At 67.0% G+C, this 24978-nt stretch carries 21 protein-coding genes, 4 tRNA genes and 1 riboswitch; of the genes, 7 read left to right on the forward strand and 18 right to left on the reverse strand.

The window, feature by feature from the left end; genetic code table 11:
• Positions 1 to 148, reverse strand: a riboswitch (cobalamin riboswitch).
• A 106-nt stretch (positions 149 to 254) separates the two neighbouring features.
• On the reverse strand, positions 255 to 1700 hold the full coding sequence (locus tag LCL87_RS03370; RefSeq protein WP_225016632.1) for an MFS transporter: 1446 nt from the start codon (positions 1698 to 1700) through the stop codon (positions 255 to 257).
• A gap of 329 nt (positions 1701 to 2029) precedes the next feature.
• On the opposite strand from LCL87_RS03370, the gene LCL87_RS03375 reads away from it, so the two are divergent.
• Positions 2030 to 3508, forward strand: coding sequence for an MFS transporter (locus tag LCL87_RS03375; protein WP_225016634.1), 1479 nt, complete (start codon positions 2030 to 2032; stop codon positions 3506 to 3508).
• Between the two features lie 197 nt (positions 3509 to 3705).
• Positions 3706 to 4476 carry an IclR family transcriptional regulator gene (locus tag LCL87_RS03380; protein WP_225016636.1) on the forward strand — a complete coding sequence of 257 codons (771 nt, stop codon included), beginning with the start codon at positions 3706 to 3708 and terminating at the stop codon, positions 4474 to 4476.
• Between the two features lie 177 nt (positions 4477 to 4653).
• On the opposite strand, the gene LCL87_RS03385 is transcribed toward LCL87_RS03380, so the two are convergent.
• From LCL87_RS03385 to LCL87_RS03395, 3 genes are all read right to left on the reverse strand, one after another.
• Positions 4654 to 5814, reverse strand: coding sequence for a 3-ketosteroid-9-alpha-monooxygenase, oxygenase component (locus LCL87_RS03385; RefSeq protein WP_225016638.1), 1161 nt, complete (start codon positions 5812 to 5814; stop codon positions 4654 to 4656).
• A gap of 88 nt (positions 5815 to 5902) precedes the next feature.
• Entirely contained in the window at positions 5903 to 6175 is a 273-nt protein-coding gene (locus LCL87_RS03390) for a hypothetical protein (RefSeq protein WP_225016640.1), read from the reverse strand.
• 101 nt (positions 6176 to 6276) lie between these two features.
• On the reverse strand, positions 6277 to 7032 hold the full coding sequence (locus LCL87_RS03395) for an SDR family oxidoreductase (RefSeq protein WP_225016642.1): 756 nt from the start codon (positions 7030 to 7032) through the stop codon (positions 6277 to 6279).
• 189 nt (positions 7033 to 7221) lie between these two features.
• Between LCL87_RS03395 and LCL87_RS03400 the strand changes: the two genes are divergently transcribed.
• A complete protein-coding gene (locus LCL87_RS03400; RefSeq protein WP_225016644.1) occupies positions 7222 to 7803 on the forward strand; it encodes a TetR/AcrR family transcriptional regulator in 582 nt (193 codons plus the stop codon).
• A gap of 71 nt (positions 7804 to 7874) precedes the next feature.
• Here LCL87_RS03400 and LCL87_RS03405 read toward each other — a convergent pair whose 3' ends face one another.
• Entirely contained in the window at positions 7875 to 10307 is a 2433-nt protein-coding gene (locus LCL87_RS03405; RefSeq protein WP_225016646.1) for an ATP-dependent Clp protease ATP-binding subunit, read from the reverse strand.
• 253 nt (positions 10308 to 10560) lie between these two features.
• On the opposite strand from LCL87_RS03405, the gene LCL87_RS03410 reads away from it, so the two are divergent.
• Entirely contained in the window at positions 10561 to 12006 is a 1446-nt protein-coding gene (locus LCL87_RS03410) for an MFS transporter (protein WP_225016649.1), read from the forward strand.
• A gap of 1 nt (position 12007) precedes the next feature.
• Here LCL87_RS03410 and LCL87_RS03415 read toward each other — a convergent pair whose 3' ends face one another.
• The 3 genes from LCL87_RS03415 to LCL87_RS03425 are packed head-to-tail and all read right to left on the reverse strand — an operon-like array spanning position 12008 to position 14479.
• Complete coding sequence (locus LCL87_RS03415; RefSeq protein ID WP_225016651.1) at positions 12008 to 12547, reverse strand: VOC family protein; 540 nt, start codon at positions 12545 to 12547, stop codon at positions 12008 to 12010.
• Between the two features lie 5 nt (positions 12548 to 12552).
• Complete coding sequence (locus tag LCL87_RS03420) at positions 12553 to 13434, reverse strand: oxidoreductase (protein WP_225016653.1); 882 nt, start codon at positions 13432 to 13434, stop codon at positions 12553 to 12555.
• Between the two features lie 55 nt (positions 13435 to 13489).
• Entirely contained in the window at positions 13490 to 14479 is a 990-nt protein-coding gene (locus LCL87_RS03425) for an alpha/beta hydrolase (protein WP_225016655.1), read from the reverse strand.
• Between the two features lie 497 nt (positions 14480 to 14976).
• Here LCL87_RS03425 and LCL87_RS03430 point away from each other — a divergent pair, with 497 nt between their 5' ends.
• Positions 14977 to 15870 (forward strand): pseudouridine synthase, encoded by an 894-nt coding sequence (locus tag LCL87_RS03430; protein ID WP_225016657.1) that lies wholly within the window; start codon positions 14977 to 14979, stop codon positions 15868 to 15870.
• 112 nt (positions 15871 to 15982) lie between these two features.
• The gene (locus tag LCL87_RS03435) at positions 15983 to 16759 is read left to right on the forward strand and encodes an SDR family oxidoreductase (protein WP_225016659.1); all 777 of its coding nucleotides are present in this window, start codon (positions 15983 to 15985) and stop codon (positions 16757 to 16759) included.
• A gap of 22 nt (positions 16760 to 16781) precedes the next feature.
• On the opposite strand, the gene LCL87_RS03440 is transcribed toward LCL87_RS03435, so the two are convergent.
• The 4 genes from LCL87_RS03440 to LCL87_RS03455 form a co-directional block, all read right to left on the reverse strand.
• Positions 16782 to 17348 carry a TetR/AcrR family transcriptional regulator gene (locus tag LCL87_RS03440; protein WP_225016660.1) on the reverse strand — a complete coding sequence of 189 codons (567 nt, stop codon included), beginning with the start codon at positions 17346 to 17348 and terminating at the stop codon, positions 16782 to 16784.
• 11 nt (positions 17349 to 17359) lie between these two features.
• Complete coding sequence (locus LCL87_RS03445; protein WP_225016662.1) at positions 17360 to 18979, reverse strand: FAD-binding protein; 1620 nt, start codon at positions 18977 to 18979, stop codon at positions 17360 to 17362.
• A 35-nt stretch (positions 18980 to 19014) separates the two neighbouring features.
• Positions 19015 to 20190 (reverse strand): 3-hydroxy-9,10-secoandrosta-1,3,5(10)-triene-9,17-dione monooxygenase oxygenase subunit, encoded by a 1176-nt coding sequence (gene hsaA, locus LCL87_RS03450; RefSeq protein WP_225016664.1) that lies wholly within the window; start codon positions 20188 to 20190, stop codon positions 19015 to 19017.
• Positions 20191 to 20390: 200 nt separating this feature from the next.
• Positions 20391 to 20993, reverse strand: coding sequence for a TetR family transcriptional regulator (locus tag LCL87_RS03455; protein WP_225016713.1), 603 nt, complete (start codon positions 20991 to 20993; stop codon positions 20391 to 20393).
• Positions 20994 to 21228: 235 nt separating this feature from the next.
• Between LCL87_RS03455 and LCL87_RS03460 the strand changes: the two genes are divergently transcribed.
• Positions 21229 to 21987: a helix-turn-helix domain-containing protein gene (locus LCL87_RS03460; protein WP_225016666.1), complete on the forward strand. Its 759-nt coding sequence runs from the start codon at positions 21229 to 21231 to the stop codon at positions 21985 to 21987.
• Between the two features lie 127 nt (positions 21988 to 22114).
• On the opposite strand, the gene LCL87_RS03465 is transcribed toward LCL87_RS03460, so the two are convergent.
• The 6 genes from LCL87_RS03465 to LCL87_RS03490 all read right to left on the reverse strand — a co-directional run bounded on the left by LCL87_RS03465 (position 22115) and on the right by LCL87_RS03490 (position 24638).
• Positions 22115 to 22188: transfer RNA gene (locus tag LCL87_RS03465), tRNA-Asp, on the reverse strand.
• A gap of 57 nt (positions 22189 to 22245) precedes the next feature.
• Positions 22246 to 22322, reverse strand: a tRNA-Phe gene (locus LCL87_RS03470).
• 54 nt (positions 22323 to 22376) lie between these two features.
• Positions 22377 to 22450, reverse strand: a tRNA-Asp gene (locus LCL87_RS03475).
• 49 nt (positions 22451 to 22499) lie between these two features.
• Positions 22500 to 22572: transfer RNA gene (locus tag LCL87_RS03480), tRNA-Glu, on the reverse strand.
• Between the two features lie 117 nt (positions 22573 to 22689).
• Positions 22690 to 23346 (reverse strand): TetR/AcrR family transcriptional regulator, encoded by a 657-nt coding sequence (locus LCL87_RS03485; protein WP_225016668.1) that lies wholly within the window; start codon positions 23344 to 23346, stop codon positions 22690 to 22692.
• Between the two features lie 239 nt (positions 23347 to 23585).
• A complete protein-coding gene (locus LCL87_RS03490; protein WP_225016670.1) occupies positions 23586 to 24638 on the reverse strand; it encodes a magnesium transporter CorA family protein in 1053 nt (350 codons plus the stop codon).
• Positions 24639 to 24978: the final 340 nt, after the last annotated feature.

The following is a 24978-nucleotide window of genomic DNA, read 5'->3' on the forward strand; positions in this document are numbered from 1 at the left end:
GATCATGCCGGGGACGAAGCGTCTCCCAGCCCAGCAGGTCGTCGGACTCGAGGCGATGCTGCCTCATACCGTTGCGCGTCAGTTCCGGATTCGCACCGGATTCCACCTGATCCCGATTGTCGGGATTGCCTGGTAGCGCGAAAATCTAGCAGTACTTTTCGGAGTCGCGAAAGCCGGGTCCGGGCTACCGAAACGCCTCGGGGCCTGCACCGGATCACGGTGCAGGCCCCGAGGCGTCGAATTATGGTGCGGGACTATCCCTCGCCGCGGCGTCCGACGGTGATGCCGAAGGCCAGGACGGCGCCCACCAGGGCGGCACCGGCGGCCACCATGAAGCCGACGAAGAAGCCGTCCGAGCTGTAGACGGGGCCGGCCGGGCCCACCGACATGATGTGCTGCGCCAGCAGCGCGAAGCCCACCGAGGACAGCATGCCGCCGAACATCGACTGCGACAGACCCGTGAAGTTGGCGCCGATCGCGCGCTGATCCTCGGGCAGCGCCATCATCACCAGGTTCGGGATCGCGGCGTAGATCATCGAGCCGAAGCCGATGAGGCCGTACGCGCACACGACCTGCCAGGCCTCGGCCGGCGTCGTCGCCAGCCACGCGGCACCCAGTGCGATCAGGACCGCGCCGAGGATCAGGTGCTGACGGAAGCCGATCCGCCTCGACGTCGCACCGACGAAGACGCCGCCGAGGACGATCAGGATGCCGCCGGGGAGCATCCACAGGGCCATGTCGGTGACCGTGAGGCCGAAGCCGTAGTCGGCCGCTTCCTTCGGGGTCTGCAGCAGCATCGGGATCAGCGTCGCGGTGAGCGTCGTCGCGCCGTAGGCGATACCGCCGGCGAGCAGCGTGATGCCGACCTTGCGGCTGGCGAGGACGTCGATGCTGATGAGCGGTTCGGGAACGCGACGTTCCCAGACGACCCAGGCGACCGCGAAGATCACGGTGACGGCCAGCGTGCCGAGCGTCTTGCCGCTCAGCCAGCCCCAGCCGGCACCCATCGACAGCGCGAGCATGACGGTGAACAGTGCGACGGTCAGCAGGAAGGCGCCCAGCCAGTCGACGGAAACCTTCGCGCGCACAGGCGTCTCGGGAACGAAGAACAGGGTCAGCAGGCCGCCGACTGCGCACAGGCCGAACGAGAACCAGAACACCGACGAGACACCGGTGTGATCGAGCATGTAACCCGAGATCAGCGGAGCGATGACGGTGACGACACCGACGCCGGTGTTCGCGATCGAGATCGACATGGCCTGCAGGCGTGCCGGGAACACGTCACGGATCAACGAGTAGCCGAGCGCGGTGAAGGCGAAGCCGACACCGGACAGGAAGCGGCCGACCAGAAGGATCGAAAAGGTCGGCGCGACCGCGGAGATGAGCGCACCGAGGCTCGCGATCGCGGCGGTGATCACCAGGATGCGCTTCTTGCCGTAGACGTCGGCCAGCTTGCCGAGGATCGGCGATGCGATCGCGGCGGCCAGGACGAGCGCCGTCATGACCCAGACCACCTGGGTGGTCTTGTACTCGGCGGCGATCTTCGGGAGCGCGGGCGTGAAGAGGGCAAATGCCAGCGCCGCCTGCTCGGTGAGCAGAACGAGGATCAACAGGACGCGGATCCAGTACCCGGTCGAGCCGCCGGCATCGCCGGCACCCCGCACGGGGGCTGCGTCGCCCTGAGAGACGGTGACTGCCATTTCCTACCTACACATTCCGGTCATGGGTCGAACAGTGACCGGACGCACATTAGGAGGTGAGACGCGACTCACCTTCATCGTTTCCCGATGAGCGGAAAGATGCTTCGAACCGAAAGACGCACCTCCGGGCCCCCGCCGCGCCGACGACACCCGGCGCACCCGCCGCCGATTCCAATCCGCGGTAATCCAATTGCGGCATAACAGCTTTCACAGTCGGGGCGAATTGTTCCGCTGAGCTGAAGCCGGTTGCACGGTTCCCCGACCCCTGCCATGTAATGGGCGCCACAGTGGGGGCTGGATGGATGCGTGAATCACAGAGAGGCATGACGATGTCGGAACTCACAGGCGGCGGCGCGAAGGCGACCGACTCCGGATGGACACCGAGACTGGCGATGTCGTTGATCGCGATGACCCTGGTTCTCGAGGTCATTTCGATCAGCTCGTACATGACCGGCACCGCGCTCATGCCGATCGGCGAGCATTTCAAGACCGACCAGCTCGCGTGGGTGATGACCGCCTTCCTGCTCGTAGGGGCAATCGCATCCCCGCTGGCCGGGAAACTCGCCGACGTCTACGGCAAGCGACGACTCTTCCTGTCCTGCTTGACCATCGCGATCGTCGGCGCACTCATGTCCGCGCTCGCACCGACCTACTTGGTACTGGTCATCGGCCGAGGCCTGTTCGGATGCCTGATCCCGTGCATGTTCCTGGCCTACTCGCTGATGCGCGACATCTTCCCGCCGTCGACGCTCGCCCTCGCGGTCAGCATCACCGCGGCCGGGATGGGCCTGATGTCCGTGCCGTCGCCGTTCATCGCCGGCATGCTGCTCGACGCGTTCTCGTTCCGCAGCCTGTTCTGGTTCTACGGAATCACCCTGATCATCCTGCTGCCGCTGATCCTGCTCACGACCGCCGAGTCGCCCGTACGGACCCCGGCCCGTGTCGATTTCGCCGGCGCGATCCTGCTGGGCGCCGGACTGGCGGCCGTGCTGATGGGCGTCAGCTTCGGACCGACGTGGGGTTGGGGTGCGGCCAGCACGCTCGCACTGCTCGTCGGCGGCGTCGCCGCACTGGCCGTCTGGGTAGTGTCCAGCCTGCGCAGCCGCGAACCGCTGATCGATCTCCGCTTCTTCCGTGACGGCCCGATGCTGAAGATCTGCTCGGCAGCAGGCATGGGCTACGGCACGATGACGCTGTACACGACGATGCTCCCGATCATGTGCATGGCGCCCGCGACGCTCGCACTGGGTTACGGATTCGGCATCGACGCGAAGGAGTTCGCAATCCTGCAGGCCCCCATCGGGGTCGGCAGCGTTATCGGCGGTCTCGCCGTCGGTCGCCTGATCCGCACCGTCAACCCGGCTCTGACCAAGATCACCGGCGTCTCTCTCATGCTGGCGGCCTCGATCCTCACCGCGTTCTGGCACACCGACAAGGCACCTCTACTGGCCTGGGTCCTGATCTTCGGCCTCGGCATGGGCACGTTCACCGCGTCGATCCCCAACCTGGTGATCGCGTCCGTCCCGGCATCGGTGCAGGCGTCGATGTCGTCGATGGTCCAGGTGTCGCAGTCACTGATCTCGTCGGTGTTCCCGGTCGTCGCGTTCGCGATGCTCAACTCGCACGTCGCGACGGTCGTCGAGGGCTACGCCTTCTACACCGACGGCGGGATCACCCTGTCGTTCCTGCTGGCCGCGGCGGGCGCGGTGGTGTCGATCCTGGTCGCCACGACGCTGCTGCGCCGTCGCCGCACCGGATCGTCGGACTCCGCCGTCACCACTCCCTCTCAGGACGTCATCTCGGTCTGATCTGCACGAATGCCACTAGGAGGCCGGGTCGCGAGTCCGCGAACCCGGCCTCCTCGCGTCCGAAGCGGACACCGAAATCGAAACGAATCCTCAGTGCTGGTGGAGCGACGCGGCTCACGCTGATACAGTTCGCACCACTTGATTGAACGCTTGCTCAATCAGCCTGGAATGCGAGCACCCTGGAGGTTCAGAACGTCATGACGACGACAGACGCTAGCTCCCCCATCGCAGTCATCGACCGCGTCGCGGTCCTGCTGGACGCATTCCGGGAAGCCGAACGGCTGACCCTGTCGGAGCTGTCCCGACGCACCGGGTTCCCCCGGTCGTCCACGCACCGCATGCTGCTGCAGCTCGTCCGAATCGGCTGGATCCGGCGGCACGGCCACGCCTACGAACTCGGCATGAAGATGCTCGAGCTCGGCTCGCTCGCACAGCACCACGACCGCGTGCACCAGGCGGCCCTGCCCGTGATGCACGAACTGCACAACGCCACCGGCCTCGTCGTCCACCTCGCGGTCCTCGACGGACCCGACGTGCTGTACCTGGAGAAGATCGGCGGCCGCTTCACGCTGTCGGTCCCGTCCCGCGTCGGCGGTCGCCAGCCGGCCCACCGCACCGCGATCGGCAAGGCGCTGCTCGCCAGCTCCCGGATCGACGCCGAAACCGTTATGCCGCAGCCGGTCGCGGGCCCCACCCCGAACTCGATCGGCGATCCGTCGCGACTGCGGGTCGAGCTGGCCCGCATCCGCGACCAGAGCATCGCGCACGACCGGGACGAGACGACCGTCGGCGTCTCCTGCGTCGCGGCCGCGATCGGCGACGGCAAGAACACGGTCGGCGCCATCTCCGTGTGCGGACCGACCAAGAGCATGAACAGCTCGGCGCTGGTCGCGCCGGTCCGGATGGCCGCGCTCGCGACGTGGCGGCACATGACGAGTAGCCGCACGCTGCGCCCCATCCCCGCCTGACACCGGTACGAACGACAAGAGGTGGCCCCGCCGATCGGCGGGGCCACCTCTTGTCGTTGCGCGCCCGATCGCATTCGCGCCCGATCGCATTGCTCGTGCGAGGAGCGAAAACACTTGACAGACAACTGTGCCCCTGCCGAATCATCGGCAGGGGCACAGTCGGTGCAGTCTGAGGACTTAGACGTCCGCAACCAGCTCGACGGGCTTGACACCCTTCGCCACGTTGTCCGCGACGATGCCGCGCCAGTTCTCCTGGGCGCGGGTCGTGTCGACCTCGAACTCGAAGCGCTTGGTCATGTCCTCCGTGACGTCAGCGACGTCGACGTAGAACTGCTGGTACCAGCGACGCAGCTGGTAGACCGGGCCGTCTTCCTCGGTCAGCAGCGGGTTCTCGATCCGGCTCTTGTGGTTCCAGATCGCGATGTCCTGCTTGAACTGGTGCTCGACACCCTCGGTGAACTGATCCGCCATCGCCTTGGCGTCCTCGTCCGACAGACCCTCGGTCCGCTTGACGATGGTGCCCCACTGCAGGACGAACGAGTTGTTCGTGATCGGGTAGTGGCAGTTGGCCAGGTTGGTCTCGACCTTGATGTCACCCGCGACCGTGTAGACGGTGTCGAGCATGAAGGACGGACCGAAGTACGACGCGTCCGAGATCGTCTCGGCCTCCGCCATACCCAGCTGAACGCCGGTCTGGATGTCGTCACGACCACCCGAGCGCATCACCTGGGTCGCGACGTGACCCTCGAAGACGTTCTTGAAGTAGGTCGGGATCTGGAAGTGCACGTAGAAGAAGTGCGCCATGTCCACCACGTTGTCGACGATCTCGCGGCAGTGCGAGCCCTCGACGACGTAGGTGTTCCAGCTCCACTCGCTCCAGCCACCCTCGTCGTAGCCCTCGATCTGCGGGATCGTGACGTCGGCCGGCGGCGGGTTGCCCTCCGGGTCGTTGTAGACGAAGAACAGGCCGTTGCGCTCGAGCTTGACCCATGCCTTGGTCTTGGCGACCGGGGGAACACGACGAGCGTAGGGAATCTCGGTGCACTTGCCCTTGCCGTTCCAGCGCCAGTCGTGGAACGGGCAGGCGATGGTGTCGCCCTTGATCTCGCCCATCGCGAGGTTGCCACCCATGTGACGACAGAACGCGTCGAGGACCTGCAGCTCACCCTTGCTGTCCTCGAACACGACCAGGTCGGTGCCGAAGATCTTGACCTGGTGCGGCTTTCCGTCACGGAAGTCCTGCGCACGGCCGATGCAGTGCCAGCCACGAGCGAAGCGGTCGGGGTTGGCGCCCGCCACGATCTCCCGGACCTCGACGTCGTCGGAAATCTCGGTCATCTTGCCTCCTTCGAAGAAAGAAACGCTTCCCGCCCAAGTGCGAGCAGCGTCGAAAAATTCGGAACTCCAGAGAATCTGGTTCCGGTGCTTATGAGTAGGGACGAACTTCCTCAGTCGACCCCGAGACCGGCACGGTCCGGTACGACTCGCCCAGTCGCCCCTCCGCGACGGCCTCGTCGATGCTCTTGTTCAGGGCGCCACACGTCCGCACGTACATGCTGTGCGTCCCGTTGGCCGCGGCCTCACGGAACTCGGCGCATGCCGTCTCCGCATCCTCGACCCACTGAGTGCTGGTGTGCGTCGAGCTGTACTTCTCGACGAGTACGCGGTTACCGCACGCTCCGCATTCGACCGGCTGCATTGCGCGATCCTTCCGTAGGAACTGTATTCGTCCAGCGTACGAGCAGCGAGCTTGCTCTTTGCTGTCGATTTCCGTTGAGCGGTAAAGAATTCGGGGCCCGACTACCTCAGGAAAGCCTGTCCTCCGTCGACCGGCAGCGAATGACCGGTTATGTACCGCGCGGCGGGGCTGCACAGGAACACCACGGCCGGTCCGATGTCCGACTCGGCATCGCCGAGGCGTCCGAGCGGCACGCTCCGCAGGTACTCCCCGTACGCCTCCGGATTGAGTTCGGCCCATTCGTCCATCAGCGGCGTCGACGCCAGCGGCAGGACCGCGTTCACGCGGATCCCGTCGGCGCCCCACTCGCAGGCCGCGGTGCGCGTGAGCACCCGCACGGCCTCCTTGGCGGCGGCATAGGCGCCCGTACCCGTCGGGTCCCACTTGAGCCCGGCCGCGGAACCGAGGTTGACGATCGAACCATTGCTCTTCAGGTGCGGGTGGCACGCGCGCATCAGGCGGAGCGTCGCCAGCGGGCCGGAATCCATGCTGCCCTGATAGTCGTCCTCGCTGACATCCAGGAGCATGCCGTGAGCGGGGGTCTGCGCGTTGTTCACCAGGATCGACAGGCTGCCGTAGCGCTCGACCACCTCGGCGACCACGGCGTCGATCCGGGCGGGGTCGGTCACGTCGCACTGCAGCGCGACGGCTTCGCCGCCCCGACGGACGATCTCGTCGGCGGTGTCGACGACCTTCGACAGCGTGCGCCCGACGACCGCGACGCGCGCGCCCTCGGCAGCCAGCGCCAACGCGATTCCACGTCCGATCCCCTGGCCGGCACCCGTCACCAGCGCGACGTCGCCCTCGAGTACACCCATTTACTGCTCCCCACTTCTGATCTCTCGGCCACAACTCGGGGACCATTGTGATCCAAGCCACCAGATTGAGCAAACGATCAATCAATGTAGGATTGCCTTGCCAGGTTGGGCGGGAGCTGTGCGGCCGCAGGTAGCATTGGGCGCCTCGACCGACAACTGATCGACCCAGTTACAGGGGGAACAACCGCGATGGATCCGCAGGAACGTCGGCGCCAGATACTCGACCGTTCCGGCGAGATCTTCGCGACCAAGGGCATCTCCGCCACGACGGTCCGGGAGATCGCCGACGCCTGTGGCGTCTACTCGGGCACGCTCTACCACTACTTCCCATCCAAGGACGCGATCGTCACCGAGATCATTCGGGTCTACGTCGAGGAGCTGTACGAAAAGTGCAGCGAGGTAATCCTTCGGGCCCTGCCGCCGATCGAACGGCTGGAAGCACTCGTGCTCGTCGCGATCGAGTCGGCCGAGAATCACCGCCACGCGACCGCGATCTGGCAGGTCGAGACGGACTACATGCGAAGCCAGATGCTCGAGGCGAGCCTCGAGGAGAAGGGCGACTTCCCGGCCACCCTGTGGACGCAATGCATCGAAGAGGCACAGGAGTCGGGCGAACTGCGCAGCGACGTCGACTCGGCCACCTTCTACCAGCTGATGCGGGACTCGGTGTGGCTCACCAGCCGGTGGTTCCGTGCGTCACCGCAGAAGTCCAACGCCGACTTCGCACGCGAGATCACGTCGATCTACATCGACGGACTCCGCATTCGCTGACGCCACGCACCTCGATACGCCGAAGGGCGGGACAGGTTTTCACCTGTCCCGCCCTTCTCGTTCGCTACCGGTCAGCTGACGACGAGGTCCAGTTCGTCGTCGGTGACCCTGACCATGATCCGGCCGCCCGCGTCCAGGACGTCGTCGAGCAGCAGATCGGCGATCCGGTCGTCGACCTCACGCGCGATGGTTCGGCGCAGTGGCCGCGCCCCGAACTCGGGCTGGTGCCCGTGCTCGGCGATCCAGTCCACCGCATCGGGAGTGAACTCGATGTCGATGTCCTGCGCGCGCAGCCGGTCCCGGCTCTCGCTCAGCAGCAGATCGGTGATCCGGTGCAGCTGCTCGGCCTCGAGCTTGCGGAAGATCACGATCTCGTCGATCCGGTTGAGGAACTCCGGCCGGAACGACTCCCGCAGACGGCCCATCACCCTGTCGCGCAACGGCTTCTCGGCCGCCGTGGCGTCACCGGTGGTGAAGCCCAGCGCCCCGCCCTTGCTCGAGATGATGTCCGACCCGAGGTTGCTGGTCATGATCAGCACGGTGTTCTTGAAGTCCACCGTTCGGCCCTGACCGTCGGTCAACCGGCCGTCGTCGAGCACCTGCAGCAGCACGTTGAACACGTCCGGGTGTGCCTTCTCGATCTCGTCGAGCAGGATCACCGAGTACGGGTGTCGCCGCACCTGTTCGGTGAGCTGACCGGCCTCGCCGTAGCCGACGTAACCCGGGGGCGCCCCGACCAGCCGGCTCGCGGTGTGCCGCTCGCCGAACTCACTCATGTCGAGCCGCAGCATCTTGCTCTCGTCACCGAACAGCGACTGCGCCAACGCCTTCGCCAGTTCCGTCTTGCCGACACCGGTCGGTCCGAGGAACAGGAAGCTGCCGACCGGGCGACGGGGGTCACCCATGCCGGTCCGGCTCCGCCGCACCGCTCGTGCGATCGCCTTGACCGCGTCCTCCTGGCCGACGACCCGCTGGTGCAGTTCGTCCTCCAGCCGGCGCAGACGCTCCTTGTCCTTCTGCGTCATCTGGCTGGCCGGGATCCCCGTGGACCGCGCGACGATCTCCGCGATGTCCTCGGCGGTCACCGACGGCGTCTCCACGACCGCGGGTTCACCCGCGCGAGCCTCGGCGAGCCGCTTCTCGGCGCCCGCGATCTCGTCCCGCAGCTGCGACGCCCGCTCGTAATCCTCCGCGGACACCGCATCCTCCTTGGCCTTCTCCAGTCGCGCGATCCGCTGCTGGAGTGCCTTGACATCCGGGCTGGATGCCCCGAGCTGCAGTCGCTTTCGCGCACCGGCCTGGTCGAGCAGGTCGATCGCCTTGTCCGGCAGGTACCGGTCGGCGATGTACCGCGACGACAGTTCGACGGCAGCAGAGATCGCCTCGTCGGTGTAGCTGACGCGGTGGTGATCCTCGTACCGCTCGCGCAGTCCACTCAGGATGGCCTTGGCGTCGTCCTGGCTGGGTTCGTTCACCGTCACCGGCTGGAACCGCCGCTCCAGCGCCGGATCCTTCTCGATGTGCTTGCGATACTCGTCGAGCGTGGTCGCACCGACGACCCGCAGGTCGCCGCGAGCCAGCTTGGGCTTGAGGATGTTTCCGGCATCCATCGCACCCTCGCCACCGGCGCCCGCACCGACGATGGTGTGGAGTTCGTCGATGAACACGATGAGTCGGCCGTCCTGCGCGACGATCTCGTCGACCGCCTTGGTCAGACGCTCCTCGAAGTCGCCGCGGTAGCGGGCGCCGGACAGCATCGCAGGGAGATCCAGCTGGACGATCTTCTTGTCCGCCAGCACCTCCGGGACGTCGCCGTCCACGATGCGCTGCGCCAGACCCTCGACGACGGCCGTCTTGCCGACGCCGGCCTCGCCGACCAGAACCGGGTTGTTCTTGGTACGGCGGGCCAGGATCTCGATGGCCTGGTCGATCTCGTCGCCACGTCCGATGACCGGGTCGACACCGCCGGAGCGGGCTCGTTCGGTCAGGTCCGTGCCGTACTTGTCGAGCGTCGGCGTGGCCGATTCCTGCTGCGGCTCGGCAGAACTCGCGTTCACCGCGGACTGCATCGACTCCGGGGTGACGCCTGCCGACGCGAGGATGCGTCCGGTCGTCGAGTCACCGTTCGAGACGAGCGATAGGAAGATGTGCTCGGGGTCGATGTAGGTCGAACCGAGTGCGCGCGCGATCTGGTGCGCGTCGAGCAGCGCCCGGCGCCCGGCGGCCGTGACCGTCGGAGAGGTCGAGACAGCCTCCCGGCCGCGGGGCAGGTGCGCCTCCGCGTCCTTCGAGATCGCCTCCGGGTCCCCACCCACTCGCTTGACCATGTCGCGCACCGGGTCCTTGACCGCGGCCACGTGCAGGATGTGCAGTGCGTCCAGGCCCGTGTCACCCCGGCCGGCCGCGAACTGCGCGGCCTCCGCCATGAGCAACTGAGTGTCGTTGCTCATGAGACGGGTGATATCGATGCGCCCGGGCCCCTCGGGCCCGAAGAATGCCGGCATTCGCAGCCTCCTCCAAAGTTGAGTCTTACTGACTCATGGAACATGCCTCGAGGAGATTCAATTCCCGACCGTCCAGGATCTTTGGACCTCCGTCGGCATCCGCCCACTACGAGCACCCCGCATACGCCCGTGACCTGGACGTCCTTCGTGCGTGACGCCCCCGAGACATGCGACTGTGACAACGGACACAGCACCGGCTGCGGGGTCCTACCGCCTTGACCTCGAGCGCACTCGAGCTTCTACCTTCGGGTCCATGACCACCCGAACCGAGGCCTCCGGCACCTGGCGTCAACTGCTGACCGGTCGGCATCTCGGCGTCGCCGCGGTGTTGGCCGGGGGCGAGGCGCTGTACGCGATCAACGTCTATCTCACGAGCAGCCTGCTGCCCACCGCGATCGCCGACATCGGCGGGCTCCGCTACTACGCCTGGACGTCGACCGTCTTCCTCGTCGCGTCGGTCATGTCCTCGATGATCGTCGGCCGGACGCTCGTCTCCCGCGGCCCCCGCGGCGCCTACCTGATCGGTCTCGCGCTCTTCGCGTTCGGGACCGCGGTGTGTGCGCTGAGCCCCACGATGGAACTACTGCTGGTCGGGCGTGCCGCGCAGGGATTCGGCGGCGGTCTGCTCGCCGGTCTCGGCTACGCGGTGATCAACTCCGCACTGCCCCGGCACCTCTGGACGCGCGCGACCGCCCTGGTCTCCACCATGTGGGGTGTCGGGATCCTGGTGGGCCCCGCCGTCGGCGGGGTGTTCGCGCAGTTCGACGCGTGGCGCTGGGCCTTCGCCGTGCTGATCGTGTGCACAGCCGCCGTCAGCGTCCTCGTACCGATGGTCCTTCCGCCGCGCACCGGCGCACGCGACCGCGTCGACGCACCGGTGCCCGTCGTCCCGCTCACCCTGCTCACTGCCGCAACCCTGCTCGTGAGCGTCGGCAGCCTGTTGTCCGACGCCAGGGTCGCCGGCGCCGCCGTGGTCGGCGCGGGGGCGCTGGTCGTGTGGTTCGTCGCGGCGGATCGGCGCAGCCCGCACGGAGTGCTGCCACCGTCGACGTTCACCCGATCACCCCTGAAGTGGGTGTACCTGACCATCGCGATCCTCGCGGCGGCGTCGACGGTCGAGATGTTCGTACCGCTGTTCGGGCAGCGACTCGCGGGGCTCGCCCCCGTGGTGGCCGGATTCCTCGGTGCCGCACTGGCACTCGGGTGGACGGCGGGCGAGGTTCCGAGCGCATCGGCCACCGCAACGCGGTCGGTCCGACGAATCGTGACCACCGGACCGATCCTCGTCGCGGGCGGACTGACGCTCATGGCAGTGGTTCTCGCCGAGCAGGCCGGCGGCGGACGCGTCGCGCTCTGGGCGGCCGGACTGATCCTCGCCGGCGCGGGCATCGGCATCGCGTGGCCACACCTCGCGGTCGGCGCCATGAACACGGTGGCCGAACCCGGCGAGGGCGCCCGCGCCGCTGCGGCGATCAACACGGTGCAGCTGATCGCCAACGCGTTCGGGGCGGCCCTGGCAGGCGTGCTGGTGAATCTCGGCGGACCGACCGAACTGCGCTCGGCACAGCTCTTGTTGTTCGGCTTCGCGGCCCTGGCGCTCGTCGGCGGCTGGACGGCACGGCGGGCGGCGACTCGAAACACCCGGAACACCCGGCAGAACCGGGTGTCCCCTCACGACGTCGAGACGCTCGCGGGCTAGCTCAGCCCCGCGCGCGGGCCGCGAACACGCGCTCCCACAGGTGCCGGTCGGTACGCGGACCGCCGTGGGTGTCGGCCCCGTAGCGGGCGATCTCCGCGGCGATGTCGAGCGGACGCGTCGGCGGCTGCGCGGGAACGAGTTCGTCGATCGCGAGCTCGTCCGGCACCAGCCAGCACACCTCGAACTCGATGCCGTCCGGGTCGGCGGCGTACAGCGCTTTGGTGGAGCAGTGGTTGCTGGCGCCGGTCAGCGCGCCGGCCGCGAGCAGCCGGTCCCGCATCTCGGCGAGCCCGGCGAGCGTGTCGACCTCCCAGGCCAGGTGGTACAGCCCGACATTGCCCGGCGTCACCCGGCTCACCGGGTTGGGGCTCTGGAACAGGCCCAGGTCGTGGTCGTTCGCCGAGTCCGGCGCCTGCAGGAACGCCGCACCGGGAAACCCACCCGGCAGTGCCTTGAACCCGAGCACATCCTGGTAGAACGCCAGGCTGCGCTGCAGGTCCGACACGAACAGGACGGCGTGGTTGAGTCGCTCGATCGCCAACGCGGTCAGCCTCCGAAGTCGTAGGTGACGCCGGTGAGTTGCTCCGACGCCGACCACAATTGTCGCGCAACGCTCCGGTCGTGCGACTTCCGGTTCGACGAAACCACTTTCGGGTAGCCCCGCGTCTCGAACATCGACGACGGACCGAGGTAGCTGCCGCCGATCGCGTCGGGCACGGTCGCGGCGTAGAGCATGGGCAGCGCGCCCATTTCCGCCGACTGCGCGATGAACGGGTTGGCCAGGGCCATGACCTTGCTCGAGATCGACTCGGTGTGCGACTGCAGGTTGGTCGCGGCGTACCCGGGATGCGACGCGAGCGCCTTCACCGTCGACCCGGCCGCGGACAGCTTGCGCTGCAACTCGTACGTGAACAACAGATTCGCGAGCTTGGATTGCCCGTACGCCGGCCAACGGCGGTACGTGCGGCGCTCCCAGTTCAGGTCGTCGAGGTCGATACTGCCGATCTTGTGCATCGTGCTCGACATCGTCACGACGCGGTCGGTGACCTTGCCCAGCAGCAGGCCGGTGAGCGCGAAGTGTCCCAGATGGTTGGTGCCGATCTGCATCTCGAAGCCGTCGGCTGTGCGACTGAGCGGCACCGCCATCACACCCGCATTGTTGACGAGCACGTCCACCGCGTCGACGGAGTCCGCGAACTCCCGCACGGACGCCAGATCCGCGAGGTCCAGGCGACGCACCTCCGCCCGCTCCCCCAGCGGAGCCGCGACGGCCTTCCCCTTGTCGACGTTGCGGCATGCCAGGATCACGTGCGCGCCGGCCTTCACGAGCGCCTTCGCCGCCTCGGCCCCGAGTCCGCTGTTCGCCCCCGTCACGACGAACGTGCGGCCCTGCTGATCGACGATGTCCCGCGCATCCCATGTGGTCATGGCCACAGACTACGGAAACCTGGTCGGCGGAAGTGTGGATGCGCGCAAGACGTCTTCACCACGCGTTCAACGCGTTCAGGATCTGTGGTCGCGCCTGCCACAGCTCGCCCGACCAGTACGGCCACGCGTGGGTGCCGGTGCCGCGGAACTGGAAGTTCGCGGGAATTCCCAGGGTGTGCAGACGAAACTCGAAGGCCCGCGTGGTGACCATCGACAGGAACTCGAGGCCCATCGCCATCGTCGTGTTCCAGTAGCCGACCAGGTCTGTGGGCCGGTCGTACATGCCAGGTATCCCGTTGCCCGCGGAAACGTACATCGACAAGCCCTGCAGTTGCGGCGCCGAGACGAACGGATCGTTCCGCATCCAGGCCGGATCCCACGGGAAACCCCACATCGAATCGGCGTTGTAGCGGCCCGCGTCGTACATCGCGATACGGATCGCTTCCCGCATGCCCGGCGCCGTCGTGTTCAGGTAGCCGGACAGCGAACCCGCGAATCGGAACTGGTCACGATGGTAGGCGGCGAGCGTCATTGCGGCCGTTCCACCCATCGACAGACCGACGACGCCGGTATTCGTCCGGTCGACGCCGAAATTAGCGAGATAGTCGGGCAGTTCCCGCGTAAGAAATGTCTCCCACCTGTAGGTGATCGGCTGAGAATTGAAATTACTCGGGTTGTACCAGTCCGAATAGAAGCTCGCCTCCCCTCCGACGGGCATCACGAGGGTGACGTTGTCGAGGGCGAACTGTTCCATCGCATTCGTCTCGAAGCTCCACGCGTTGCGATCGTTGCGTGCCCGCATACCGTCCAGCAGATACAGCGACGCGCTGCCGCCCCGCGATGCCCACTGCACCTGAACCTTGATGTCCCCCATGGAGGAAGGAACCCACAACTCCTGGTAGCCACCCCGCGGGACCTGGCGCGCAGTACCCGCAGCGGCATCCGGCGCGGTAGCGAGCACACAGCCCACGCAAGTGATCAACGCGACGAGAACAGCCACCAGTCGAAGCCGCCAGGCCCTCTCCCAATTTCCGGAGTAATACATCGAAACCGCTTCCTGCCACCTGCCGCCGAACTCGACGAACACCGAACACGATCATCAGTTGATCACCGATTCACGCTCAGCCGTTAACGTTCCGAAATGTGGCAAAACTCTCGCAACACAAATTCTTGAGAGTTCTCTGAGAGTTTCCGAGGATTCACCGAATTCGTGGTAGTCGATTTGCGGAACCCCGACGTGCGGCGCGATCAGCAGGAACGGCGACTCCGGAACGGGCAACTCGCGCCTCTCGCGCGCCGCCGGGGGTCGCATCTCGACGAGACTCCCTGCGGCGCGAGCATCCTCGCCGCGAAACGGACCACGCGCGTTGTTGACGAACCACTTCGATCGTGCGTCCGGACGAGCGAGAGAAGTAGGCAGCGCCACCACCCACCCCTCGAGAGTGGCGGACGCCGCAACTTACCGAAGGGTAAGGTAAGGGTGTCCGTACGTCAATGACCTGCGCGAAACCCTGACCCGACGTCGGCCGGTACCGTCGATGCGTGCCCGCCGCTCCCCTGCCCGTCCGCGACGGACTGAACCCCACCCGACTGCGCCTGCCCGACGACGGCGCGTGGCCCACCGCGCTCGCCTACCTGCTGGCCCGATTCCCGTCCGATGCGGCGAGACTGCGCGAGAAGGTGGACGCCGGCGAGGTGGTCGACGAGCACGGCGCCCCGATCGACGACGCCACCGCGTACCGGCCCCGGGCGTTCCTCTATCTCTACCGCGATCCGCCGATCGAGAAGCGCGTCCCGTTCGAGGTCGAGATCCTGCACCGCGACGAGAACCTGCTCGTCGTCGACAAGCCCCACTTCCTCGCGAGCACGCCGCGCGGCGCGTACGTCGTCGAATCGACGCTGGTCCGGTTGCGCCGCGACCTCGATCTGCCCGAACTCACCCCGGCGCATCGGCTGGACCGGATCACCGCCGGCGTCCTGCTGTTCACGGTCCGCCGGGAGGCGCGCCGGGCGTACCAGTCGCTGTTCGACGAACGACGGGCGACCAAGGTGTACGAGGCACTCGCCCCGCACGATCCGACGCTCGCGCTTCCGGTCACGGTGCGGAGCCGAATCATCAAGGAACGAGGCGTGTTACAGGCCCGCGAGGTGGACGGCGAGCCGAACGCCGAGAGCCGCATCGAGCTGATCGACGTGCACGACGACGTCGGCCGCTACCGACTGTTGCCGCGCACCGGAAAGACCCACCAGTTGCGACTGCACATGTGCGCGCTGGGCATCCCGATCATCGGCGACAACTTCTATCCACGGTTCTACGACGTGGCCCCCGACGACTACTCGGATCCGCTGCGCCTGCTGGCCCGCAGCCTCGAGTTCGACGATCCCTACACCGGCGTCCGCCGTCGCTTCGAGAGCCGACGCACGCTCACCGACTGAAGTTCCGAGCGGTGATTTCCCGTTGTGTGGGCCGAACCGAACCGTCCGAAACCAAGCAAGTGCTAGGTTGCCTGACATCTCGCAAGGAACGACGGAACCAGGGAGCACACCAGTGAGCAGCACATCCTCGAGTTCGACGACGACCACCGCCCTCGTCACCGGCGGCACCGGCGGGATCGGAGCCGCGATCGTCCGGCAACTCGCCGCCGAGGGACACAATGTCGTCCTGACCTACCGGTCCAACGCCGACGCCGCCGCCAAGGTGGTCGCCGAGGCCGAGGAACTCGGCGTCCGCGCCGCCGCACACGCCGTCGACCTGACCGACGCCCAGCAGTTGGCCGACCTGGTCGCGGCGGTCACCGCCGACTTCGGCGACCTGTCGATCCTGGTCCACGCGGCCGGCCCGCACGTGCCGATGGTGCACCTGTCGAAGGTCGAGCCGTCCACGTACGCAGCGCATCTCAACGACGAGGCAACCGCGTTCTTCACCGTGGTGCAGGCCTGCCTGCACGCACTCCGTGAGGCGTCGGGGTCGGTGGTCGCCGTCACCTCCGCGGCCACCGACCGCTACCCTGTCCGGGACGGACTGTCGGCCGGAACCAAGGGCGCGATCGAGGCGCTCGTTCGCGGGTTCGCCGCGGAGGAGGGCCGTTTCGGCGTCCGCTTCAACTCGGTCGGCCCCGGCATGCTCACCGACGGCATGGCCGAACGCCTCATCAGCTCCCAGAGCCTGGACCAGCGGGCGCTCGACGTCACGATGAGCCGGATCCCGCTGCAGAAGTTCGGAACCGCGGTCGACATCGCCGAGGCCGTCTGCTTCCTCGCGAGCTCCAAGGCCGGTTTCGTGACGGGCCAGAAGCTCAACGTCGACGGCGGCTACACCGTCTGAGCCGCACCCCGTCGGCTCGAGATCACGGCAGCAGCATCCGCGCCGAGATCTCGAGCCGGTCGGCGATGTGCCCGTACGAGTCGTAGCCCATACCGGCCCGCAGCAGCGCGCCCGCGTACAGCATCTCGAGCGCCTCGAGGAGATCGTCGTCGGGTTCGTCGCCCATCGCGTCGAGCAGCCGCTTGCGGATCTCGAGCCCGATGCGCGCCCGCAGGTGCACGACGTCGGGGTCGCGGCCGAGCAGCGCGGTCGTGACCGCGGCCGCCAGTTCGGGCTCGTCCGAGACCAGCAGCGCGACACTGCGCAGCACCTCGACGATGCGGGTGGTCCGGTCGTCGGAGACCGGTTCATCCGTCGGCATCACGGACAGCCTGCGCCAGAACACCTCCGCGACCAGGTGCTCCTTCGACGAGAAGTAGGTGTACGCGGTGGCGGGCGCCACCCCGGCCTGCTTCGCCACCAAACGAACGGTCAATCCGGCGAACCCGTTCTCGCGTAACACCTCCACGGCACAGCGAGTCAGCCGAGACACCGTCTCGGCCTGCTTGGTCGTCAGCCGACGACGGGTCGATTCGAAATCGCCAGACACATGTCCGGAGGCTACGCGAGCCTCCCGGCCCGTGCCACGACGGCCCCCGCCCGACGCCCCGAGTACACGCAGTCGGCGATGGACAGGCCGCTGACGTAGGACTCCGAGCACACCCCGACCGCGGTGCGCCCGGCGGCGTACAGGCCCGAGATCGGAGCGCCGTCCGCCCCGGTCACCGCCCCGGTCCACTCGTCGACCGTCAGACCGCCGAGCGTGAGCACCGGGCACGGGAACCCGGCCTGCACCCGGATCGAGCAGTCGAACGCATAGAACGGACCATCCACGAGCGGCGTGACGTGGGCAGGGTCCTTGCCCATCGCGTCGGGCGCCCCCGCCCGACGGTCCGCGTTGTACCGCTCGAGCGTCCGCGCCAGACCCGCCGGGTCGATGCCGGTGCGGCGCGCGAGCTCCTCCGCCGTCGCGCCCTTCTTGTGGCCCACGGTGTAGAGGTACGTCGTCTGCAGGCGCTGGAACCACAGCGTCTGCTCCGGAACCTGACGCTTCGCGTCGGCAAGTACCCGGGAATCGACGACCAGGTACGCCGAGACGTCGGTCTGCTCGGCGATGTGCTCGCCGACCTTCGCGCCGTAGAACAGTTCGTTGCAGATGCGCTCGCCCTCCTTGTTGACGAGCACCCCCTCGGTCATCGCGATCGGCGGATTGATGAAGCGCCACGCCGACACCCGTTCCATCCGGTCGGTGGCGCCGCCGGCCGACTGCCCCAGCCGGATACCGCTGCCGTCGTCGCCGATCGTCCCGAGCCCGGTGCCACCGAGGTAACGCGGCGCGTGCTCGCCGAGCATCTCCCGGTTGAAGACGAAGCCGCCGGCCGCGAGGATCACGCCCTTGCGCGCCCGGTACCGGCGCACCACCGAGTGCTTTTCCTCGATGCGGCGGATCGGCCCGTCCATGAGGCGGCCGATCGGACGGTAGTAGAGGTTCCACTTCCGGTTCTGCGACCCGAGCACCCGGTGCAGGAGGCGGCGCCCGCGGGCCCGCGGATCCACCTCACGACACTCGATGCCGATCACCGCGCCGGCGTCGTCGGTGATCAGCGACGTCACCGTCGTCTGGCAGCGCACGTCGATGCGACGCTTGCGGGCCGACTTCGCCATCGCGGAGAAGAACACCTTGCCCGACGTTCCCTTGCCCTTGGTCCGGTGACCGCGCGGGGCCGGTGTCGCCGCGTCCTTGTAGGGCGGCGCCAGCTCGTTGCCCGAGTAGTACAGGTAGTAGTCGTTGGTGGGGTACGACGTCTTCCGCGGCGCCATGCTGCCCTCGAACGGCACTCCCAACCGCTCGAGCCACTGCAGGTTCTCGACGCTGCGCCCACAGAAGTCCTCGAGCAGTTCGTCGGAGACCACGCCCGCCGTCTCGAGCTTCAGGTAGTCGAACATCGCCGACGTGGTGTCGTCGAAGCCGGCCTCCTTCTGCTGCGCGGTTCCGCCGCCCGCGTAGTAGATTCCGCCGCTGATCGCGGTCGCGCCGCCGCCCTGGAACCGCTCCACGACGAGCACGTCTGCGCCCAGGTCGGCCGCCTCGATCGCGGCGCTGGCACCGGCCGCACCGAACCCGACCACCACGACGTCCGCCTCGCCGTCCCACTTCTCGGATCCACCGTACGACTGCATGTTTCGCCTCCCACTACTTCTTGCGGCCTGAAGAATCACACCCACGCGTCGTGGATGTCCCGACCGAGTTCGTTGCGCCCGAACAACACCAGCGGCTGGTACGGGTCGTTGATCACGTGCGCCCGGCCCGCGTGGGCGTCGCGCCAGAAACGCTGGATGGGGGTGTCGGTGCGCAGGCCACCCCCGCCGGTGTGGTCGAACAGACGGTCGATCGCCCGGACCGCCATGCCCGACGCGCTCACCTGGTCGCGACGGGTCTTGACGCGCAACGACACCGGGATGCGGACGTCGGCGTGCGCGAAGTCCAGCATCTCGGAGAGGTTGCGCTCCAACTGCATCCCGGCCAGTTCGATGTCGCGCGCAGACTCGGCGAGCGCGGCCTGCATGAACTGGTCGTCGGTGAACCGCAGCGGACTCACGGCGGCCGTTCGCCCGGCCTGGAACGCGGTGAACGCGGAGTACGCCCCGTCGGCCATGCCGACGATGGGGGCGGTGATCGTCGTCGAGAAGACCGCGGAGAACGGCAACCGGTAGAGCGGAGCGGTGTTGACCGCCTGCCCCGGTCCGCTGCACCGGACGGTGGACGTGAAGCTCAGCGTCCGATAGTCGGGCACGAAGACGTCCTCGATCACGATGTCGTTGCTGCCGGTACCGCGCAGCCCGACGGTGTGCCACACGTCGTCGATGCGGTAGTCGCCGGCCGGGACCAGGAAGGTACGGAAATCGATGGGCTCGTCCTCGTCGTCGACGACGAGACCACCGACCAGCACCCAGTCGGCATGCGCCGACCCGGACGAGTAGCTCCATCGTCCCGAGAAGAAGAAGCCGCCGTCGGACGGGATCGCCCGTCCCATCGGGGCGTACGCAGACGACATCAGGGTGTCCGGGTTCGCGCCCCAGACGTCCTGCTGGGCCTGCAGATCGAACAGCGCCAGCTGCCAGGGATGCACACCGATCACCGACGCCACCCAGCCCGTGGACCCACACGCGCCGGCTAGAGAGCGGACCGCCGCATAGTAGTCACGGGGATCCGCCTCGAATCCACCGAAGGCGTCGGGCTGCAGGAGGCGGAAGTAGCCGATCTCGGCGAGCCTGGCGATCACCTCCGCGGAGATCTGCCGGTCCGTCTCGACCTGCCCGGCCCGCTCACGCAGCATCGGCAGCAGGTCCCTGATGTCGTCGAAGACGTCGACGACCTGACGGTCACCCATCGAACCCCTATCCGAGCCGAGGGCACCCTCCACGGCCGCATCCGAACCGACCGAACCCTCGGGCGATCACCTCCATCGCGCTGAGATTAGAACAGGGTCCATAATTTGTCGACGATTCACGACAGATGTCGAGGCCAGAATCCCGAAACGCCTGGAATTGCCAACTAGAATCTGTTCCAGTTCACGAGGCCGCCGCACGCTCAGGCATGGTCGGCCAGCACCAGACGGACCACGTCCTCGACGTTTCGCACAGCCTGCGCGTAACTGATGCGACCCGCCGTCCAGAACGACAGCGCCGCGAGCATCGTTCCGTCGACGGCCAGCATCACGACCCGGGACACCTCGTCGGGGACCCCCTCCATCAGCGCGATGGTCGCGGCATGGTTGCCCTGGGCGCGACGCTGCATCGACTGCCTGACGTAGGGATCGGACGACGCCGTCAACTCCAGGTCGAGCCGAGCGAAGTTCGGGCCCCGCTGGAACGCCCTCAACTGGCGGCGGTAGAGCGCCAGCACCCGCTCGCACACGCTGCGATCGTCGGACTCGCCGGTGACCTCGGCCTTGCTGCGTTCCGCCTCGAGTTTGCGGGACAACCTGTCGTTCCATGCCTCCATCGAGGCCGCCATCAGGTGTTCCTTCGTGGGGAAATAGCGATAAAGCGTGCCCAGCGCCACGCCGGACCGCTCGGACACCTCACGCATCTGGATCCGGTCGGGCTCCATCTCCTGCAGGAGTTCGATCACCGCCTCGGTGAGGGCCGCGCGGCGCCCACGCTGACTCGCCGTCATGTCCGCCGTCGACATCGGCGCGTCACAGTCACCTCGCATTGCGCCACGATAACTCAGGCGATCGCACGATTTGAAACACCGTTCTCACTTCTCGTGAAAGATGTACCATCGAAATAGCTTTCGAATACCCACCGTACTCATGGGTAGCTCAACGCGGCGACGGAAATCTGCGCGCTCGGCTTGTTGCGCAGCGCCGCGGTGGGTATAACGAATGGACCGGTAGTCGATCGCGCCGGGGATTGGAGGAGCCGTGACCGTCATCGACGACGAAGTGAGGACCGCGGTCGCGGACGTCCCCCCGACGATGGCCGAGCGCATCACCTTGATCCTCGACCAGTTCGACGGCGCCGGCACCCGGCTCACCGCGGAGGATCTCGTCCAGCTCACGAGCATCCCGCGATCCACCACGCACCGCATCCTCGACCAGTTGACGCAGCTGAACTGGCTACGGCACAACCGGACGGGCTACCGACTGGGATGGCGCGCGATCGCACTGGGGCGCAGCAACGAGCGCGACGAACTCCGCGCTGCCGCCGCCCCGCACCTGCACCAGCTGCACCTGCACACCCGCATGATCACGCACCTGTCGGTTCTCGACGGTCGCGACGTCGTGTGGCTGGACAAGATCGGCGGTCGCTGCGCCGACACCATCGCGACGCGGGTCGGTGGGCGCAGCCGGGCCGATCTCACCAGCGAGGGACGGGCCATGTTGTCCCTGCTTCCCCCGGAACACGTCGACGTCCTGTACGGCGACATCCTCTCGGCGGAATCGCTCCGCGATCTGCACGGGCGCATCGGCGTCATCCGCACTCGCTACGGCCGCACCTGGGAGACCGACACCCAGGGCGTGTCGTCGGTGAGCGCCGCGCTGCTCACCGGCGAATCCGATCACGTTCAGCCCAGCTGCATCTCGCTGCGCGGGCGGGTGCATCAGAATCAACTACAGGGCGCGATTCCGCTGCTGGCCGCGACGGTGCGGCGGGTGTCCGAGCGGATCGCGGAAGACTGACGGGAAGGGCCCCTCCACCCGAGGGGCTCCATGAGAGCCCGGAAAGGGCCCCGCAAAGCACGAAGTCCCTGGCACCCAAAGGTGACCAGGGACTGGATCGCACTGCATCGTCGCCGATACAGAAGAGCGACCCTGACGGGACTCGAACCCGCGACCTCCGCCGTGACAGGGCGGCGCGCTAACCAACTGCGCCACAGGGCCTTGCTGTGCTCCTTGCGGAGCGGTACTACATTTTCACCGAAGTCCGAAGACTTCATGTGGTGGCCAGAGCCGGGATCGAACCGGCGACCTTCCGCTTTTCAGGCGGACGCTCGTACCAACTGAGCTACCTGGCCGTACGGCACCCGAACCGAATGCCTATCGCGCCCCACCGTTTCCGATGGAACAAGCGACCCTGACGGGACTCGAACCCGCGACCTCCGCCGTGACAGGGCGGCGCGCTAACCAACTGCGCCACAGGGCCTTGCTGTGTAGTGCTATTCAACTGTACTTCCCCACTAGTGGGTGAAGCGTACCCCCTACGGGATTCGAACCCGCGCTACCGCCTTGAAAGGGCGGCGTCCTAGGCCGCTAGACGAAGGGGGCCCGTCGGATTGCTCCGACCAGTACCTCCAACGGCGTTCCGTTGGGAGCTTGGATAGCTTAGGGCACCGATTTCGCAATCCACAAATCGCCTGATCAAACCGCGCAAACGCCAGGTCGTCACGCCTCCGTGGACACCGGAACGTCGGCCGGCCAACCCTTGGCCCGCCACCTCGCGAGCCACGCGTCCGATGCCATCCCCGCAAGGATCACCTCGAGCGACTCCTCGAACCGGGCTCGCAGGTCCACCTCGGCCGCCGTCAGATCCGACATGTAGCGCTGCCCCGCGAGGCTGGCCGCGAGCACTCGGGTGAACTTCTCGGTGTCGGCGCCGTCCCGAACCAGACCCTCGCGCTGCGCCCGCGCGATCAGATCGCGGGCCGACGACCCCCACACCCGCGCGCCGCCGTTCTGCACATCCGAGTAGAACTCCGGCTCGATGATCAGACGGAACTCGGCCCGCACGATTGGATCCGTCAGGAACATCTGCGCCACCCGGTCGATGAGTCCGTGCAGGATCTCGAACGGATCCAGGTCGCTGCGGGACACCCACTGCTCGGTGGTCTCCTTGAATTTCTCGAGCGCGGCAGCGAGCACCGCGCGCCCGAGTTCCTCCTTCGATTCGAAGTGGAAGTACATCGCGCCCTTGGTCGCGTTGGATCCCTCCAGGATCGCGTTGACCGAAGCTGCCGCGTAACCGCGCTTCCCGAACTCGACTGCAGCCGCTTCCACGATCGCAGCGCGGGTCCGCCGCGCACGTTCCTGTTGACGTGCCATGCGCTACTCGCCTCCGAAAGCCGTAACGCTCGCCGGTCTGCCGACGAGCTGCCACCCGCCCGAAAACCAGACTAGTCCGCTTGTCGGCGGGGCCGAAACCGTAAACCCTGAACAGGCGGTTTGCGTCCTTCGTCCATAAACACACCAAGTGGTATCATTTTTCCGGCTCGGGTGTGCCGCAGGGGGTGCGCACCCGAGCCGTTCCATGTTCCGGCCGCGGGCCGGCAAGCGCGCCTCGCCTACAGCCAACCGCGCCGCTTGAAACTCACCCACAGCCCGGACGCCAAACCCACCAGCAGGACCGCGCTGAGCCAGAAGCCCAGTGGTTCGGAGTAGCCGGGGAACGGAATGTTCTGCCCGAAGTATCCGGTGACCCCGGTGGGGATCGCGATGATCGCCGCCCACGCCGTGAGCTTCTTCATGATCTCGTTGAGGGCGTTTCCCTGCATCGCCAGACTCGTCGAGAGAATCGACTCGATCGTGTCCCGCAACCCGTCGATCCGTTCGGTCGCGCGCAACGCGTGGTCGTAGACGTCCTGGTAGTACGGCACGATCTCGACCGACGTCGTGTGCACGCCGGCACGCAGCAGCGCGCTCAACGCCTGGTTCATCGGCAACACGACCCGCGACATCATCACCACGTCCTTGCGCAGCGAAAAGCTCTGCAACTGGATCGATCTGACGGGGCCGGAGCCCTCCAACAACTCGTCCTCGACCGCTTGGATTCGTTCATCGACGTCGTCGAGTGCGTCGAAGTAGCCGTCCACCAACTGGTCGAGCAGTGCGTGGACCAGGAAGCCGACTCCGTGCTCGCTGAGTGCCCCCAAGTCGTCCCACGCGTCGAGCAGCGGATCGACCGGGAACCCGTCGTCCGAACGGATCGTGATCAGCGCCCGGGCAAGGATGAACGCGGCGACCCGCGTCGACCCCAGCGCGCCGGTGTCCGGATCGACGTGGAGTGCGCGAGCGTGCAACAGGCTGTGATCGCGGTAGCGCACCAGCCGAGGCCGCTGGCTGCGCGACGCGGCGTTTTCGAGGGCCAGCGGATGCAACTCCACCTCGCCGCCGATCAGTGGGGCCAGCGCCACCAGATCGGACAGGGTCGGTGCCGCCAGATCCACCCAGATCACGGTGTCCGGGTCGGCACGGTGGGCGGCAACCTCCGTCAGCGACAGATCGGACGCGATCAGCACCCCGTTCCGATACACCCGACTCCGGTGCTTGCACGTCACCTGCACGCCCGGTTCCGCGCCCGCGATATCGCGGGCCTCCTGCTCCGCCGTCTCGTCCACGCCCTCGATCATCACCCATGTCCCGACAAGGCGCCCCAGCACAGTCGCCTTCGCTTGCCGAACGCCCTCCGGATTACCGCTCGGGCGTTTGTTTCGAATTTGCTTTCCTTTCATATCAGCCAAGTAAAAAATCGCCACACTGATCGGATAACAACGGTTTACCCACCGCCCGGTGCGGACCCCGTCCAAAGCTCGCCGGTACCGGACCGTGATCGGATACTCCCCGTCGATCACGCAATCCCGATCCAGTCTTTCGTACCTGCAATTCGCCAATAGGCGCGGGCACACAGGCAACGCCCACACAAACGATCCGTGGGGACCTGCTCGCACAGGTCCGCAC

The organism is Prescottella equi (assembly GCF_020171745.1).
Taxonomy (GTDB): domain Bacteria; phylum Actinomycetota; class Actinomycetes; order Mycobacteriales; family Mycobacteriaceae; genus Prescottella; species Prescottella equi_A.